Origin of the sequence: Paucibacter soli, from assembly GCF_037482845.1 — a bacterium.
GTDB lineage: Bacteria > Pseudomonadota > Gammaproteobacteria > Burkholderiales > Burkholderiaceae_C > Paucibacter_B > Paucibacter_B soli.
Map to the genome: position 1 here is coordinate 191,349 of NZ_JBBHJW010000010.1, position 13,828 is coordinate 205,176.

The window sequence follows — 13,828 nt, forward strand, 5'->3', positions numbered from 1 at the left end:
TCTCCCTGTCGATCAATGTTTCTTTTGGGCCAGCTTGCGCGCCTTGGCCCAGACGATGGCCCAGGTGATGCCAAACGAGACCAGCATGGCGGCGAGGCTCAGCTGGCTGGCTTCGCCCGCGATGTCCCAGCCCATCAGCCAGGTGTAGATGGGCGTGGGCATGCGGTGCTCGTCGTAGGCCGGCGCGATGCCCAGAGCGGCGATGCCGCAGGCCAGCGCGAAGCGTGGCCCGTCCCTGAACCAGAGCGCGCCGAAGTGGTGGAACAGCTTGCCCAGCAGGATGAAGGGCAGGCCCAGCACCAGCAGCAGCGGATTCATCAGCACCGTGATGACGAGGTAGACGAGGAATTCTTGGAAGTCCATGAGAAGCTCCTGCTTAGTTGCCGGCGTCCGGATAGAGGCAGATGAAGGAGGCGCGGCCGCCCTCGATGCCATAGGCCGGCAGGTTCGACGAGGATGAGCAGATGCCGCCGTCCTTGGCGAACACCAGATCGCGCAGCCAGGTCACCCGCGTCGGCATCGGGTAGCTGGCGAACTGCTTGGCCTTGGGGTCGAAGCGGAACATGCGGTCCGACATATTCGAGGTGATCCAGACCTCCTGGGTCTTGGGATGCACGGCCAGCGCATAGGGCACCTCGTACTCGTTGTGCGCCAGCAGCGGCAGCTTGTAGGTCTCGAAGGTCTTGCTGCGGGTGTCGAACTTCATCACGCCCGATTCGTCGAAGGCCGGGATCCAGAGATTGCCGCTGGCGTCGAAACGCAGCCGGCGCGGACCCTTCAGCGGCGTGTCGAACTCCTGCACCTGCAGGGTCTTGGGGTCGATGCGGCCGATCTTGTGGGCGTAGAGCTTGGCGTACCAGATCGAGCCGTCGACCGGGTTGACGTCGATGCCATAGGGGAAGGCAAAGGCCTCGCGACCCTGGTTGGCCCAGCGGTGGTGCGACACGCCCATCTGCAGGTTCTTCTCGGGGAACCAGCTCGCGATTTTCAGCACATAGGGGAAGAAGATGTCCGATACGCCGCGCCAGAAGCCGTTGTGCGGCAGCGAGAGGATGGTGAACTTCTCGGTCTTGGGATCGAAGCGGCCCACCTCGTTGGAGGCCACAATGGTGAACCAGACGATGCCTTCCCTGTCGATGCGCACGGTGTGCGGATAGAGGTGGGTGCGGCCCATCTCGTAAATCTTGATCGCCTTGCTGACCGGGTCGAAGGAACCCAGGCTGGACGAGAGCGCGTTGGTGAACCAGAAGCGCCCGTCCTTGGCCTGGGCCATCGAATGCGGCCCATGCTTGCCGGTGAACACGCCGATCGGCAGTTGCACGCCTGCGAACACGCCACCCTTGGGCAAGTCGATATCGGGCAGCTTGTGCTCGCTGACCTTGCCGCTGGCGCGGTCAAGCTCCCAGATCACGTCGTGGCCCTCGTCCACGCCGTAGAGCTTCTCGTCCTCGCCGACGTCGGCATCGTGGATGAAGCTCATGCCGTCGCCCACCACCCATTCCTTCACCTTGGCCTTGGGCAGGGCGGCATGGAACAGGTGGGTCTGCACGGCATCCACCGGCTTGCCGTCAAAGCCCTTGGCCAGCACCTTGGTGATGTCCCTGGCCTCCCTGGGCGTGAGCATGCCGAAATAGCCCTCCATGCGTTTGACGGTCTCGGCCCAGGCCTTCTGGTCCTTGGGTGCGCGCGTCAGCTCATTGCCCATCTGGTGGCAGTAGTTGCACTGGCTGATGAAAGCCGAGCGGCTGTCCACGCTCTGCCAGGGCAACTTGGTGAGCTGGGCCGAGGCGCTCAGGCTGGCCGAGAGTTCGGCCGCCACGCCGTGGCGCGCCAGCGCGAACACCTGCTTGATGTCACCCTGCCCGGCCGGCAGTTCCAGCGTCAGGCTCTCGTCCTTGTAATAGGGCGCGCGGGCACGCAGGCTGATCTTGCCGCTGAAGTCCAGCGTCAGCGCATAGCGGCCCTGCTCGTCGGTGTAGGCAGTGTCGCGACGCTCCTGCCTGGCGTCGATGGCGGTGACCATGGCGCCGGCCAGGGGCTTGCCCTCACTCGTCACCGTGCCGCTGAGGGTGGCCGCCTGCGCTTGCGCCAGCAGCAGCGCGCTCAGGCTCAGGCCTATGCTTGTCTTCATACCCTTGCTCCTTGCAGCAGGTGATCCTGGAACTGCTCGCGCAGCTTGTTCTTTTGCATCTTGCCGGTGGCGCCGAGCGGAATCGCGTCGACGAAGAGCACGTCGTCGGGCGTCCACCATTTGGCGATGCGGCCCTCGTAGTGCTGCAGCAGCTCCTGCTTGCTGAGCAAGGCTCCGGGCTTCTTCACCACGATCAGCAGCGGGCGCTCGTCCCACTTGGCATGCCTGGCGGCGATGCAGGCGGCCATAGCCACGGCCGGATGCGACATGGCGATGTTCTCCAGGTCGATCGAGCCGATCCACTCGCCGCCGCTCTTGATCACGTCCTTGGCGCGGTCGGTGATCTGCATGAAACCAGCCGCGTCGATATGGGCCACGTCGCCGGTGGGGAACCAGCCCTGCTGCAAGGGGTCGCCACCTTCGCCCTTCAGGTATTCGGCGATCACCCAGGGGCCGCGCACCAGCAGCTCGCCGCTGCTCTTGCCGTCCCAGGGCAGCTCGGCACCGTCCTCGCCCACCACCTTCATGTCCACGCCGAAGATGGCACGACCCTGCTTGGCCTGCACCGCATAGCGTTGCTCGGCATCCAGCTGCTGCTGCGCCGGCTTGAGGGTGCAGACCGTGCCCAGCGGGCTCAGCTCGGTCATGCCCCAGGCATGCAGCACCTCGACCGCGTACTTTTCCTGGAAGGCGCGCAGCATCGCCGGTGGGCAGGAGGAGCCGCCGATGACGGTGCGGCGCATGCTGCTGAAGGCGAGGCCCTGGGCCTCCACATGGGCCAGCAGCCCCTGCCAGACCGTCGGCACGCCGGCCGAGACGGTGACGCGCTCGGCCTCGAACAACTCGTGCAGGCTCTTGCCATCCAGGCCCGGGCCGGGGAACACCAGCTTGGCGCCCACCATGCAGGCCACATAGGGCAGGCCCCAGGCGTTGACGTGGAACATCGGCACCACCGGCAGGATGACGTCGCGTGCCGAGCAGTTCAGCGCGTCGGGCAGCGCCGCGGCATAGGTGTGCAGCACGGTGGAGCGATGGCTGTAGAGCACGCCCTTGGGATTGCCCGTGGTGCCGCTGGTGTAGCACAGACCGGAGGCGCGGTTCTCGTCGAACTCGGGCCATTGGTAATCATCATCCTGTGCCTCGACCAGTTCCTCGTAGCAAAGCAGGTTCGCTACCCTGCAGTCCACCGGCATATGGGCGCGATCGCTCATCAGCACGAAACTCTTGACGCCCGGCAACTGGGCGGCCACCGCCTCGACCAGCGGCAGGAAGCTGAGGTCGAAGCACAGCACCTGGTCCTCGGCATGGGCGGCGATCCAGGCCAGCTGCTCGGGATGCAGACGCGGATTCAGGGTGTGCAGCACCGCGCCGCTGCCCGAGACCGCGTAGTACAGCTCCATATGGCGGTAGGTATTCCAGGCCAGCGTGCCGACGCGTGCACCCTCCTCCACGCCCAGGGCCCGCAGGGCCTTGGCGAGGCGGCGCGCGCGCGCGGCCAGGTCCTCGAAGCGGTAGCGATGGATGTCGCCCTCGCAGCGGCGGCTGACGATTTCCTGCTCGGCGTGATGCCGCTCGGCATGGCGCAGCAGGGATGAGATCAGCAGCGGCTGCTGCATCATGAGTCCGTTCATTTTTTCAAGCGGCTTTCTTGCGGATGTGTTGATCGTTCAGAAGGAAATGCGAGAGCGCCGGGATCAGCACCAGGGCGCCGACCATGTTCCAGACGAACATAAAGGTCAGCAGCACGCCCATATCGGCCTGGAACTTGATCGGCGAGAAGGCCCAGGTGATAACGCCGGCGGCCAGCGTCACACCCACCAGCGCGACCACACGGCCGGTGAACAGCACGGCGTCGCCATAGGCCTCGGCCAGCGTGAGCCCGCGGCGCTGACCGGCCAGTTGCACCGAGAGCAGGTAGAGCGCGTAGTCCACGCCTATGCCCACGCCCAGCGCGATCACCGGCAGCGTGGCCACCTTCACGCCCATGCCCAGCCACACCATCAGGGCCTCGCAGAGGATGGAAGTCAGCACCAGGGGCAGCACCGCCACCACGGTGGCGCGCCAGCTGCGGAAGGTGATCAGGCACAGCGCGATCACCGCCGCGTAGACGTAGAGCAGCATGGTGGTGTTGGCCTGCTTCACGACGATGTTGGTGGCGGCCTCGATGCCGGCGCCGCCGGCCACCGGCAGCAGCTGCAGCCGGGCCGGGTCGGTGGGATGTTCGGCGATGAAGCGCTCCACCGTGGCCAGCGCGCTCGACAGCGTGGCGGCCTTGTGGTCGGACAGGAAGGCCACCAGCGGCATCACCGAGCATTCGGTGTTGAACATATCGGGGTTGTTCACCGAGGCCTGCTGGGCGCCGTAGTTCAGCACGTCCTGGTTGCGGCTGATGGTGAGCCACTTGGGGTTGCCCTCGAAGCTGCCGGCGGTGATCTGGCGCACCACGTCCTGCAGGCCCAGGGTCATGCGCACCTGGGGCAGCTGCTGCAGCTCCCAGGCGAGCTGGTCCACCAGCTCGAGGGTCTCGTACTTGAGGCAGCCCTCGGGCGGCGTCTTCACGATCACCGCGAACACATCGCTGGAAAGCGCGTAATGCCCGCTCACATAGGCGTTGTCGCGGTTGTAGCGCGACTGCGCGCGCAGCTCGGGCGCGCCGGGGTCGAGGTCGCCGATCTGCAGGCGCTGGCTCAGTACGAAACCGCCCACACCCAGCGCCAGCGCCGCCAGCACGGTGGTGGCGGCCCAGCTGCGGCGCGCCGCGAAGTGATCGAGCCAGACCCACAGGCCGCGGTGGCCGGCGAGCTGGCGCTGCTCCAGCTCCAGCGTGCGGCGCGCCGCGCGCGCACCGACGCCCACAAAGCTCAAGAGCACCGGCAGCAGCAGCAGATTGGTGAACACCAGCACCGCCACACCGATGCTCGCGGTGATGGCCAGCTCGCGTATCACCGGAATCGGGATCAGCACCAGCACCGCAAAGCCCACCGCATCGGCCAGCAGCGCGGTGACGCCGGCCAGGAAGAGGCGGCGGAAGGTGTAGCGCGCAGCCACCAGGCGGTGCGTGCCGCGCGCGATGTCCTGCATGATGCCGTTCATCTTTTGCGCGCCATGGCTCACGCCGATGGCGAACACCAGAAAGGGCACCAGCATCGAATAGGGGTCCAGCTCCAGGCCGAACAGCGCCAGCAGGCCGATCTGCCAGACCACCGCGATTAGCGAGCAGGCCAGCACCAGGGCGGTGGAGCGCATGCAGCGCGTGTAGCCGTAGAGCAGCAGCCCGGCCACGACGATGGCGATGCCGAAGTACAGCGCCACCTGCAAGAGGCCGTCGAGCAGGTCGGCCACGATCTTGGCAAAACCGATGATGTGGACCTTGAGCCCCTGGGCCTCGTACTTGGCGCGCAACTGGTCCAGGTCGTGGCCCAGCTGCCAGTAGTTGATGCGGCTGCCGTCGGGCCGGCGCTCCAGCAAGGGCAGCACGATGGCGCTGCTTTTCAGGTCGTTGGACACCAGGCTGCCGACCAGGTTGGCGCGCGAGACGTTCAGGCGCAGCCGCTCGATGCTGGCGGGCGAGCCGTCGAAGCCATCGGGCATCACCGCGCCACCGTTGAAGCCCTCCTCGGTCACCTCGGTCCAGCGCACCGCCGGCATCCAGATCGACTTGACCCAGGCGCGGTCCACGCCGGCGCTCAGGAACAGCTCGTCGTTGAGCTGCTTGAGCGCGTCCAGATACTTGGCGTCGAACACCGTGCCATTGCCCAGGCCGGGGTTCTCGACCACGATGCGCAGTTGGTTGCCCATGCCGCGCAGCTCCTGGCGGTGCTGCAGAAAGTTCTGGATATAGGGATGACCGGTGGGGATCATCTTCTCGAAGCTGGCGTTCAGCGCCACCTTCGAACACATGAAGCCAAGCACGAGCGTTGCCAGTGCACACAGCAGCAGCATGCTGCGGCGGCGGTTGAACACCAGGCGCTCGAGCCAGTTGCCCGAATGGCGCGGGAAGTCGGCCAGGTCATGGATGACCGGCATTTCGGTGGAGGTGGAGGAGATGGCCATTGCGCTCAGTCTTTCGGCAGCGGCAGGCTGCGCAGGCCGCGTGCGCCGCCCAGCAGCAGCCGGGTGGGCGTGGTGGCCAGGGCCGCCAGCGGCAGGGTTTCGGGCAGGCTTGCGCGCCTGAAGCTGGCGCCGCCATCGCGGCTCACGGCCACCGCGCCGCTCTGGTCTGCCAGCCAGATCGCGCCGTCCTTGCCGCGCACCGAAGCGGTGATGCTGGCGGCCAGGCCGGTGGCGAGCGGCTTCCAGCTCTTGCCGCCGTCGCTGCTGGCGCGGGCGTTGCCACGCATGCCATGGCCGATCAAATGCTCGCCTGCATCGAGCAGGCCGAAGAAGCTGCCCTTGTAGCCGGCGTCCAGCGCCACGAAACGCTGCGCCTTGGCATCGAGTCTGAGCATCAGCCCCGACTCGCCGGCGATGTAGAGGCTGCCGCCATGCGGGCGGATGGCGTAGAGGTTGAGCAGGCGCGGGTTGTCGGTGCGCTCGAACCAGGGGGTCCAGGTCTTGCCAGCATCGGCGGTGTGCAGGATCAGGTTGTAGGCACCGACCACAAAGCCTTCGCTGGCGCTGCTGAAAAAGAGATCGAGAAAGGGCTTGTCGGGCCCGGCCTCGGCATTGCGCTGGGCCTCGACCAGCAGGCGTTCGCGCGCCTCGGAGGCCGGCAGGGACTGCAGGTGCTCGAGCAAGAGCTTGTTGGCCTGGCGGCCATCGAGCTTGAGGCTCCAACTGGCGCCGCCGTCCTGGCTGGCCAGCACCACGCCGTCGTGACCCACCGCCCAGCCCTGCTTCGCATCGACGAACTGCAGCGCGGTGAGATCGGAGGCCACCGGCACGCGCGCCTGGGTCCAGGCCTGGCCGCCATCGTCGGAATAGGCGATATGGCCGCGCTGGCCCACCGCAACCAGACGCTGCGGGCCGGCCGCAGCGATCGCGGTGACGAGGCGCTGGCTCAGCAGCGCCGTGGGGCGCGCCGGGCGCGCCAGCGGGTCGGCCTGGGCGGCGGGCTGCAGGGCCAGCAGACAGGCGACCAGGATGAGCTTGTGCTTGATGTTCATGGCGTAGAAAAGGTGGGGCGCGACCGGCAAGGTAGGTATTTCAGGAAGGAGACACCGGCCGCGCCCCGAAACCATCAGCGGATGCCGGCGCCGGCCAGCGCCTCGCTGGACCATTGCCCCGCGGGCAGCGCGTCGATGAACTTCATGCCCACCTTGTAGGCACCCAGCAGGCCGGAGACGTTGTAGCCACCGCCGACGAAGTCGTAGAACACCTGGGCCGAGGCCGAGGGGCTGGGCAGGTCGTAGCCGGGGGTCATGAAGGCGAAGCCGGAGCGGTAGAGCTGGCCGCGCGCGTCGTACTGGTCAGAGGCGATCGCGAACCAGCTGTCCTCGTCGATGTAGAAGTTGCGCTTGGCGTAGATGTGGCGCTTGCCTTCCTTGAGCGTGGCCTCGACCACCCAGACGCGGTGCAGCTCCCAGCGCACATGGTCAGGGTTCAGATGCCCCGGCGTGGTGGCGGCATAGGGGTCGGCCGCGTAGGTGAGCTTGTAGTTGTTGTAGGGCACCAGCATCTCGCGCTTGCCCAATAACTTCCAGTCGTAGCGGTCCAGCGCGCCGTTGAAGACCCAGGCGTCGTCATAGGTCGAGGCACCGGCGGCGCCGGGGTTGGGCGTGTCGTAGGCGATGTCGGGTGCGAGCTTGACGCGGCGCTGCCCCGGCAGGTACTGCCAGGCCTTGCGGTTGTTCTTCATCGGGTTGATGTAGTCCTGCGCCAGCACGCCCTCGCCGGCCCGGCGCGCCGGTGCGGTGTAGGCCACCTTGGTGCGGAAGTAGACGTCGCTGTCGGCCGACACCGCGCTGCGCTTGGGGTCGTAGTAGGGGTACTCGACATTGATCTGGCCGCTGGTGGCCAGCACGGCCTTGCCCGAGGAGTCGACGTTGATCGAGTCGTACTGGGTGTAGTAGCTGTGGCCGTTGAAGCGCAGCAGATGGTTCCACATCACCTCCTGCCCGGTCTTGGGGATGGGGAAGGGAATGCCGGCGTAGGTGCCCTCCACGCCCAGGCCGCCGTCGGTGGTCTTCACCGAGCTGGCGTTCTTGACGGTGTTGTCGAGCACGTATTTGGGAAAGGCGGCGCTGCGGTGCGAGGGATAGACGTCGATGCGCATGCCGGGATAGCGCTTGAGCAACTCCTTGGCGCCCGCGGTCAGCTTGGCCTCGTACTTGGCGGCATCACCGGCCTTGATCGAGTACAGGGGCTTGTCGGCCGCGAAGGGGTCGGGGCGCAGGCCCGAGCCCTTTTGGTAGCCGGCCGGCAGCGTGGTGAGACCGCCGCTGTAGTCGGGAATGCTCTTGTCGGCATTGCCGGCCATCTCGGCGCCCATGGGCGTGAGGCTGGTACCGAGCTTCTTGGCCTCCTCGGCGCTCACCGCGGCCTGCGCCTGCAGGGCGGTCATGGCCAGCACGGCGCCGGCGATCAGATGCAGATGGGTCTTCTTCTTGCTCATGTCTCGTTCCTTAGAAGGTGGTCTTGAAGGTCAGCAGCACATGGCCGCGGTCGGACAGCAGGGCCGGCGTGCCGTTGGCCACATTCATGGCGCCGTTGGCAAGCTGGCTGTAGTCGCCATAGAAGCCCACATAGCGCAGCGCCAGGTTGTATTTGCCCTGCATGTCGGCGGCCAGACCCAGCGAGAAGGAGCCCGAGCCCTTGTTGCCGCCCGATACCACCGCCGAGTTGCCCTTGATGCCAGCCGACCAGGACAGCGGCATGGTCAGGTCCACGCTGGGCAAGACCTGGTACCAGGTGGGCGCGAAGTTGATGCCCAGACCGACAAAGTTCTTGGTGGCCGCGTCGATATTGGCCGGGTTGGACGCGTAAGCCGCGCCACCCTTGAAGACGGCGGCGTTCTGTGTCACCTTGGTCCAGCTGTTGTAGACGGCCTCGGCCTGCCAGATCGCGCTGTCGAACAGCGCCGTCTTGGGCAGGGAGCCAATCAGCGCCAGCACGCCATGTACGGTGTTGCCGCGCGCCCCCGGCGCATCGTCGCCCACCGCCGTGGTGGCGAGTTGGCCGGCGGCCGGGTTGGCGATCTTGGCCGGCAGCAGGGTCACCGGCGCGCTCTGCAGCGGCATATTGCGGCGGTAGCTCAGCTCGGCGCCGACGCTCACGCCGGCGATATTGCGCGACAGGCTGAGTCCCAGGATGTCGATGTCGCGGCCGTAGTAGGCGCGGTACTGGCCGATCTGCCCGGCCATGATCTGCGGCACCGCGGCGGCGGCCGGGTTCACATAGCAGGTGCTCGCCGCCAGGGCCGTGAAGCCGAGCGCGCCACAGGTGGCGGCCGGCAAGGCGGCCACCGCCGGCGCCACGCTCAGCTGCGGCTGGATGTCAGCGGTGCGGCGCAGGTAGAGGCCGGCCGTGCCGTCCAGCCACTCGGGGCTCCAGCGCGCCATCAGGCCCCAGTCCCCGTTCTTCTTGGGCGTGCCGACGGCGCCCTGCAGCATGCGCTGGTTGGGGCCCACCACCAGGGTGTCGCCGCCCTTGAGCAGGCCGTCGTTGACGGTCAGGTAGGTGCCTGACTCGGGATAGCGCGCAGACTCCCAATCGAAAAAGGTCTGCGCCGCCAGGGTCAGCTCGGGCGTGGCCACCAGCTGGGCGCTGAGCGAGTTGCGCGGCCGGAACAGCTCCTTGATCTCGATGCCGGGCGTGGCCAGGGCCTTCCACAGATCCAGCGAATACTGGCCGTAGGAGATGCCATGGATGGCGCCACCACCCAGCAGGCTCTCGCCCCAGTAGACGGTGTGGCGGCCGGCGCGCAGCGTCAGCGGCATGTCGCCGGCATCGACGTTGGCGAATACAAAGGCGTCCAGGAACTCACCCGAGGCGCCCTTGGCAAAGCGGTTGGCATAGGGCGAGAGCGCGCCGGCTGCCGGCTTGCCGCCCGCCAGGGTGTTGGCCGTGGCGGCGAAATTGCCATCCAGGCTGCGGTAGGCGGCGTCGTACCAACCGGCGGCGCTCAGGCGCGCGCCGAAGCGCTTGTTCCACACCAGGTCGGCCTCGCTCAGCAGATCGAGCCGGTTGGCCACCAGCTTGCCCTTGGCGAAGTTGCGATCGCCATCGTCCTGGTTGGGATTGCCAAGGATGGCAGCATCCTGTTTCTCAACCCGGGTACCCAGGTTGTAGCGCAGCGTGGTGTCCCAGCGCAGCGCCAGGTCGGGATTGCCGGTGTCGATTTCAAAGGCTTGCGATGCGCCACTGGCGAGCAGTGCCGCCGCGGCAAGGCCGATCGCGCTCGCGCGCATCTGGGCTGGACGATTCATCGGTTTGTCTCCTGGACTTTTTTGTGGATGGGAGGAGGAGTAAGAAGAAAAAGCCATGGCCTTCAGTGGCAGGCACTGATGTCCATCGGTTCGACACCGGCGCGCGCGCAATAGCCGAGGTAGCGTTGCATCACCGTCTTCCAGTTCTCGACCGCGAGCACCTGGCCCTGCTCGTCAAGAAAGGACAGGTCGCCGGCAATGACGTTGAAGGTGAGGGTCTCGCCCGTGTTGCCCAGCGCCTCGGGCGTGTGGACGGCAGCGGCGGTCTCGAACACGACGCTGCCGGGGCCGGCAATCCAGTCGTGCTCGCGGTACTTCCAGCGGCCGCTGACCGTGTAGACGATCAGCGCGCCCGAGTGCTGGTGGCGCGGCAGGTTCAGACCGGCCGGCGCGCGCAGCAGCACGATCATTTCGCCACGCACCGGATCGACGCGAAACACCTTCAGCTGCACGCCGTCCGAATAGGGCGTGAAGGGCAGCCAGGGCAGCGACTCATCGTCGATGACCGAGGTGCTGATCTGCTGAAAATACATCGCGGGCTCCAGCGGCTTGGGGTGCTCGCATGGTCGCGACTCGGCCCGCGGGCAGCGATGTCTGGGCCCGCCAGGTGGCAGTCAGTTTCCGCCAGCGGGTGTTTGCCCTAGGGAACAGGCGGGACGGCGTTTTGGAGCGCTCACACTAGGAATTGCGCCCCGCTTGGGTATCGCTCTCTAGAACTCGCCGCCCATACTGCAGGCGAAACACTCGATCAACCAAGCACAGCGAGGCCACCTTATGCGCAACCCCACCCTGACCCGCGTCACCCTCAACACCGTCGAGCATTGCCGCATCGCCGCCAAGCAGTTCGTGCTGGCCTACCGCCTGGGCAGCCAGCGCGTTATCGGCAAGCTGGACGGCGCCTTGGCCAACACGGCCGTGAGCCCCCGCATCGCAAGCCTGACCGGCTGGGTCGCCAAGGGCGTCGAGCAAGTGGCCGAGCGCAGCAGCCAGGCCATCGACTTCGGTGCGCACACCGCCGCCGCCCAACTGAGCAAGGCCGCCAAGCTGGCCAAGGGTGTGGACAACGAGTTGCTGGCCAACGGACTGCAAACCGCTTCGCGCCTGAGCCTGCCCACCGCCCTGGCCCTGCTGGCCGTGGCCGGCAAGGCCGCCGCCGGTGCCGACAATCTGGTGAAGGCGGTGCAGCCGCCGAAGAAGGCCGCCAAGCGCGCGGTGCGCCCGGCCCGTCCCGCCGTGAAGGCAGCGCTGAAGCCCGCCGCCAAGCCGGTGAAGGCGGCCGCCAAGCCCGCCAGCAAGCCGGCCGTCAAGGCCAAGCCGGCGCGCCCCGCCGCGAAGAAGGTGGCGCCGGCCGCCGCCGTCGAGGCCGTGGCCGCTTGATGGCCAATTGAGTGAATGAGGCAGGGCCCGCGCTGCGGGCCCTTTCTTCGTCCGGCACAAAGCAAAACAGCACCCGAGGGTGCTGTTTTTTTGCTGCGTCCAATGACGTGGTGGGCGGTGCAGGGTTCGAACCTGCGACCCCTGCCGTGTGAAGGCAGTGCTCTACCGCTGAGCTAACCGCCCGGTATCTGGGGGCTTCGTGCAACAAGGTCAGAAGCGAAATCGATACGGTTGCCGATCTCTGAATTCTGGTGGGCGGTGCAGGGTTCGAACCTGCGACCCCTGCCGTGTGAAGGCAGTGCTCTACCGCTGAGCTAACCGCCCGGTCCTGTTGCCGAACGAATCAAAAGCCTGCGCCGTTAATTCGTCAACCGGGAAGCCCACGATTATGCCACGACATTTGCGGCTCTATCAAGCCTCTTGCCAGATTCTTTTTCCGCCACTGGCCTTGTCGAGATCCGCCAGCAGGCTCTGGTGGGCCTCCAGCTCGGCGGCGCTGGCGGCCAGCACCGGCAGCTGGAAGCGGCTGAAGTCGATGGCCTCGAACTGGGAGTCGGCATTGCCGCCGCCGGCATGGCCGCCGCCCTCGTCCATCACCAGCGAATCCTGGCCGCGCGTCAGGCGGATATAGACCTCGGCCAGCAGCTCGGCGTCCAACAAGGCGCCGTGCAGGGTGCGGCCGGAGTTGTCGACCTCCAGGCGCTTGCACAGCGCGTCCAGCGAGTTCGCCTTGCCGGGGAACAGGTCGCGCGCCATCAGCAAGGTGTCGCGCACGCCGCCGACAATGTCGGTGATGGGCGGCTGGCCCAGCCGGCGCAGTTCGGCGTTCATGAAGCCGATGTCGAAGCCGGCGTTGTGGATCACCAGTTCGGCGCCGCGCAGAAACTCCAGCAACTCCTCGGCCACGCTGGCGAACACCGGCTTGTCGGCCAGGAATTCATCGGTCAGGCCGTGGATGCGCACCGCCTCCTCGTCGCTCGCGCGCTCGGGGTTGATGTAGAGGTGCAGGTTGTTGCCGGTGAGCTGGCGGTTCACCATCTCGACGCAGCCGACCTCGATGATGCGGTCGCCCGCCTCGGCACGCAGACCGGTGGTTTCGGTATCGAAAAATATCTGACGCATGGGAAAAGTCTCAGGCGGGGCGCCGACGGCTGGCCCACCACCAAATCAACAGCCCTGCCGCAATCATCGGCAAAGACAGCCATTGTCCCTGACTCAGGTTCAGCGCCCGCAGGCCCAGGAAATCGTCGGGTTCGCGGAAGAACTCGGCGGCAAAGCGCAGCATGCCGTAGCCGATCAGGAACATGCCCGAGACCTGGCCGGTCAGGCGCGGCTTGTGCGCATACAGCCACAGCAGCAGGGCCAGCAGCAGGCCCTCGCCGAGGAACTGGTAGATCTGCGAGGGATGGCGCGGCAGGGCCGAGCCCGACTGCGGGAACACCATCGCCCAGGGCAGGCTGGGGTCGGCCGCGCGGCCCCACAGCTCGCCGTTGATGAAGTTGCCCACGCGCCCGGCCGCCAGGCCGGTGGGCACACAGGGGGCGATCAGGTCGGTGACCTCGAAGAAGCTGCGCCCGCGCAGGCGCGCAAACAGCGCCATCGCCAGGATCACGCCCAGCAGGCCACCATGAAAGGCCATGCCGCCCTTCCAGACTGCGAACACCTCGCCCAGATTGGCCAGGTAGTAGGTCGGCTTGTAGAACAGCACATAGCCCAGACGCCCACCCAGCACCACGCCCAGCACGCCGAAGAACAGCAGATCATCGACATCGCGCTTGGCCCAACCGCGCGCGGCATGCGCCGGCTGCGCCACGCGCAGATTCGCCAGCCATAGAAACATGCCGAATGCGGCCAGGTAGGTGATGCCGTACCAATGAATGGCCACGGGGCCTAGTTGCAGCGCGACCGGATTGAACTGGGGATGGACCCACATGCGACGACTTCCTCTGGATGA

11 protein-coding genes and 2 tRNA genes are annotated in these 13,828 nt (G+C 66.7%); 1 reads left to right on the plus strand and 12 read right to left on the minus strand.

Annotated elements, in window-relative coordinates:
- Positions 1-12: 12 nt before the first annotated feature.
- From WG898_RS20400 to WG898_RS20435, 8 genes are all read right to left on the minus strand, one after another.
- On the minus strand, positions 13-363 hold the full coding sequence (locus WG898_RS20400; protein WP_339604609.1) for a hypothetical protein: 351 nt from the start codon (positions 361-363) through the stop codon (positions 13-15).
- Between the two features lie 13 nt (positions 364-376).
- Positions 377-2,131: a carboxypeptidase regulatory-like domain-containing protein gene (locus WG898_RS20405; protein WP_339604610.1), complete on the minus strand. Its 1,755-nt coding sequence runs from the start codon at positions 2,129-2,131 to the stop codon at positions 377-379.
- Complete coding sequence (locus WG898_RS20410; RefSeq protein WP_339604611.1) at positions 2,128-3,762, minus strand: 3-(methylthio)propionyl-CoA ligase; 1,635 nt, start codon at positions 3,760-3,762, stop codon at positions 2,128-2,130. Before WG898_RS20410 ends, WG898_RS20405 begins: the two co-directional genes overlap by 4 nt.
- Before the next feature lie 4 nt (positions 3,763-3,766).
- Entirely contained in the window at positions 3,767-6,184 is a 2,418-nt protein-coding gene (locus WG898_RS20415; RefSeq protein ID WP_339604612.1) for an efflux RND transporter permease subunit, read from the minus strand.
- A 5-nt stretch (positions 6,185-6,189) separates the two neighbouring features.
- Entirely contained in the window at positions 6,190-7,236 is a 1,047-nt protein-coding gene (locus tag WG898_RS20420) for a WD40/YVTN/BNR-like repeat-containing protein (protein WP_339604613.1), read from the minus strand.
- A 74-nt stretch (positions 7,237-7,310) separates the two neighbouring features.
- Positions 7,311-8,684, minus strand: a complete 1,374-nt coding sequence (locus WG898_RS20425) for a DUF1329 domain-containing protein (RefSeq protein WP_339604614.1) — start codon at positions 8,682-8,684, stop codon at positions 7,311-7,313.
- A 10-nt stretch (positions 8,685-8,694) separates the two neighbouring features.
- Entirely contained in the window at positions 8,695-10,497 is a 1,803-nt protein-coding gene (locus WG898_RS20430; RefSeq protein ID WP_444718977.1) for a DUF1302 domain-containing protein, read from the minus strand.
- 62 nt (positions 10,498-10,559) lie between these two features.
- Entirely contained in the window at positions 10,560-11,030 is a 471-nt protein-coding gene (locus WG898_RS20435; RefSeq protein ID WP_339604616.1) for a 2,4'-dihydroxyacetophenone dioxygenase family protein, read from the minus strand.
- A 241-nt stretch (positions 11,031-11,271) separates the two neighbouring features.
- Here WG898_RS20435 and WG898_RS20440 point away from each other — a divergent pair, with 241 nt between their 5' ends.
- Complete coding sequence (locus WG898_RS20440) at positions 11,272-11,874, plus strand: hypothetical protein (protein WP_339604617.1); 603 nt, start codon at positions 11,272-11,274, stop codon at positions 11,872-11,874.
- Between the two features lie 108 nt (positions 11,875-11,982).
- Here the strand turns inward: WG898_RS20440 and WG898_RS20445 are convergent.
- The 4 genes from WG898_RS20445 to lgt all read right to left on the minus strand — a co-directional run bounded on the left by WG898_RS20445 (position 11,983) and on the right by lgt (position 13,807).
- Positions 11,983-12,057, minus strand: a tRNA-Val gene (locus WG898_RS20445).
- Between the two features lie 66 nt (positions 12,058-12,123).
- Positions 12,124-12,198: transfer RNA gene (locus WG898_RS20450), tRNA-Val, on the minus strand.
- A gap of 87 nt (positions 12,199-12,285) precedes the next feature.
- On the minus strand, positions 12,286-12,996 hold the full coding sequence (gene dnaQ, locus WG898_RS20455) for a DNA polymerase III subunit epsilon (RefSeq protein ID WP_339604618.1): 711 nt from the start codon (positions 12,994-12,996) through the stop codon (positions 12,286-12,288).
- Positions 12,997-13,006: 10 nt separating this feature from the next.
- Positions 13,007-13,807: a prolipoprotein diacylglyceryl transferase gene (gene lgt / locus WG898_RS20460; protein ID WP_339604619.1), complete on the minus strand. Its 801-nt coding sequence runs from the start codon at positions 13,805-13,807 to the stop codon at positions 13,007-13,009.
- Positions 13,808-13,828: the final 21 nt, after the last annotated feature.